We start from the raw sequence: 3,242 nt of genomic DNA, 5'->3' as shown, positions 1-3,242 counted from the left end.
AGTCTGGTTTGCCGTCTGTTTTTTGAGAACTGCACAGTGGACGCGAGCATCTTAAGCAATTAAGTAAACCTGGAAACTATGTTTCTTGGTTCACCGTGATCTTGGTATGGACCTATTTGTGTGTGGTCTAAGTTTTTAAGGGCATACGGTGGATGTCTTGGCATCAGGAGCCGATGAAGGACGTGGGAGCCTGCGATATGCCTCGGGGAGTCGGCAACCAGACTTTGATCCGGGGATTTCCGAATGGGGAAACCTAGCACTCGTCATTGGGTGTTGCCGCCAGTTGAATTCATAGGCTGGTTGGTGGGAACGCGGGGAAGTGAAACATCTCAGTACCCGCAGGAAGAGAAAACAATTGTGATTCCGTGAGTAGTGGTGAGCGAAAGCGGAAGAGCCTAAACCGATCGTGTGTGATAGCCGGCAGGCGTTGCACGGTCGGGGTTGTGGGACCATCCCGCAGGGACTGCCGTTCTTGCAAGGAGTTACAAAATCTCGTGGTAGTCGAACGCAATGGGAAGTGCGACCGTAGACGGTGAGAGTCCGGTAGGCGAAACTGCGAGATCTTCTGGGTGTGTTCCCGAGTAGCACGGAGCCCGTGAAATTCCGTGTGAATCTGCCACGACCACGTGGTAAGGCTGAATACTCCCTGATGACCGATAGCGGACAAGTACCGTGAGGGAAAGATGAAAAGTGCCCCGGTGAGGGGTCGTGAAATAGTACCTGAAACCGTGTGCCTACAAGCCGTCAGAGCGTCTCCAGCAGACTTGTTCTGCTGTCCGTGATGGCGTGCCTTTTGAAGAATGAGCCTGCGAGTTACGATGTGTAGCGAGGTTAACCCGTGTGGGGGAGCCGTAGCGAAAGCGAGTCTGAACAGGGCGTCTGAGTTGCATGTTGTAGACCCGAAGCGGAGTGATCTAGCCATGGGCAGGTTGAAGCGCCGGTAAGACGGCGTGGAGGACCGAACCCACCAGGGTTGAAAACCTGGGGGATGACCTGTGGTTAGGGGTGAAAGGCCAATCAAACTCCGTGATAGCTGGTTCTCCCCGAAATGCATTTAGGTGCAGCGTCACATGTTTCTCGCCGGAGGTAGAGCTACTGGATGGCCGATGGGCCCTACAAGGTTACTGACGTCAGCCAAACTCCGAATGCCGGTGAGTGAGAGTGTGGCAGTGAGACTGCGGGCGATAAGGTTCGTAGTCGAGAGGGAAACAGCCCAGATCATCGACTAAGGCCCCTAAGCGTGTGCTAAGTGGGAAAGGATGTGGAGTTGCCGTGACAACCAGGAGGTTGGCTTAGAAGCAGCCATCCTTGAAAGAGTGCGTAATAGCTCACTGGTCAAGTGATTCCGCGCCGACAATGTAGCGGGGCTCAAGCACACCGCCGAAGTCATGGCATTAGCACTCTGTGCTGATGGGTAGGGGAGCGTCGTGCAGCCGGTGAAGCAGCGGAGTGATCCAGCTGTGGAGGCTGTTCGAGTGAGAATGCAGGCATGAGTAGCGAATGAGCAGTGAGAAACTGCTCCGCCGGATGACCAAGGGTTCCTGGGGCAGGCTAATCCGCCCAGGGTAAGTCGGGACCTAAGGTGAGGCCGACAGGCGTAATCGATGGACAACGGGTTGATATTCCCGTACCCGCTGGTACGCGCCAACGCTGAACCCAGAGATACTAACCACCTTGAATCTGTTCATGACCCTTCGGGGAAGTGTTCAGCCTAGAGCTGGGACCTGATCTGGTAGTAGGTGAGCGATGGGGTGACGCAGGAAGGTAGCTCAGCCCGGGCGATGGTAGTCCCGGGGTAAGACTGTAGGGAGTGGGATAGGCAAATCCGTCTCACATGTATCCTGAGAGTTGATGCCGAGCCGTTTTAGGCGAAGTGAGTGATCCTATGCTGCCGAGAAAAGCCTCTAGCGAGTGTACTGGCGGCCCGTACCCCAAACCGACTCAGGTGGTCAGGTAGAGAATACCAAGGCGATCGGGTGAACTGTGGTTAAGGAACTCGGCAAATTGCCCCCGTAACTTTGGGAGAAGGGGGGCCATGCATGGTGATCACCCTTGCGGTGTGAGCTGTGGGTGGCCGCAGATACCAGGGGGAAGCGACTGTTTACTAAAAACACAGGTCCGTGCGAAGTCGTAAGACGCTGTATACGGACTGACGCCTGCCCGGTGCCGGAACGTTAAGAGGACCGGTTAGCTGAGTAATCAGCGAAGCTGAGAATCTAAGCGCCGGTAAACGGCGGTGGTAACTATAACCATCCTAAGGTAGCGAAATTCCTTGTCGGGTAAGTTCCGACCTGCACGAATGGCGTAACGACTTCCCCACTGTCTCAACCACAGGCCCGGCGAAATTGCACTACGAGTAAAGATGCTCGTTACGCGCAGCAGGACGGAAAGACCCCGGGACCTTCACTATAGCTTGGCATTGGCGTTTGGAATGGCTTGTGTAGGATAGGTGGGAGACGGTGAAGCTCACACGCTAGTGTGGGTGGAGTCATTGGTGAAATACCACTCTGGTTGTTTCGAACGTCTAACCCGCGCCCCTTATCGGGGTGGGGGACAGTGCCTGGTGGGTAGTTTAACTGGGGCGGTTGCCTCCCAAAATGTAACGGAGGCGCCCAAAGGTTCCCTCAGCCTGGTTGGCAATCAGGTGGCGAGTGCAAGGGCACAAGGGAGCTTGACTGTGAGACCGACGGGTCGAGCAGGAGCGAAAGCTGGGCCTAGTGATCCGGCACCTACGTGTGGAAGTGGTGTCGCTCAACGGCTAAAAGGTACCCCGGGGATAACAGGCTGATCTTCCCCAAGAGTCCATATCGACGGGATGGTTTGGCACCTCGATGTCGGCTCGTCGCATCCTGGGGCTGGAGTAGGTCCCAAGGGTTGGGCTGTTCGCCCATTAAAGCGGCACGCGAGCTGGGTTTAGAACGTCGCGAGACAGTTCGGTCCCTATCCGCTGCGCGCGTAGGAGTCTTGCGAGGATCTGTCCCTAGTACGAGAGGACCGGGACGGACGAACCTCTGGTGTGCCAGTTGTCCTGCCAAGGGCACGGCTGGTTGGCTACGTTCGGAAGGGATAACCGCTGAAAGCATCTAAGCGGGAAACCTGCCTCCAGATGAGGACTCCCTCCCCCGTGAGGGGGGTAAGGCCCCCGGCAGACTACCGGGTTGATAGGCCGGAGATGGAAGCACCGCAAGGTGTGGAGTCGACCGGTACTAATAGGCCGAGCGACTTAACCAACACACAACCAT

1 rRNA gene is annotated in these 3,242 nt (G+C 56.1%); it reads left to right on the top strand.

Going from position 1 to position 3,242, the window contains the following annotated elements:
• The first annotated feature begins 124 nt into the window (after nucleotides 1–124).
• A 23S ribosomal RNA gene (locus ACYVE7_RS28830) occupies nucleotides 125–3,231 on the top strand.
• Nucleotides 3,232–3,242: the final 11 nt, after the last annotated feature.

This window comes from Actinocorallia lasiicapitis (assembly GCF_054778695.1).
The sequence above is the reverse complement of the archived record's forward strand: the minus strand, read 5'-3'. Positions and strand labels throughout refer to the sequence as shown.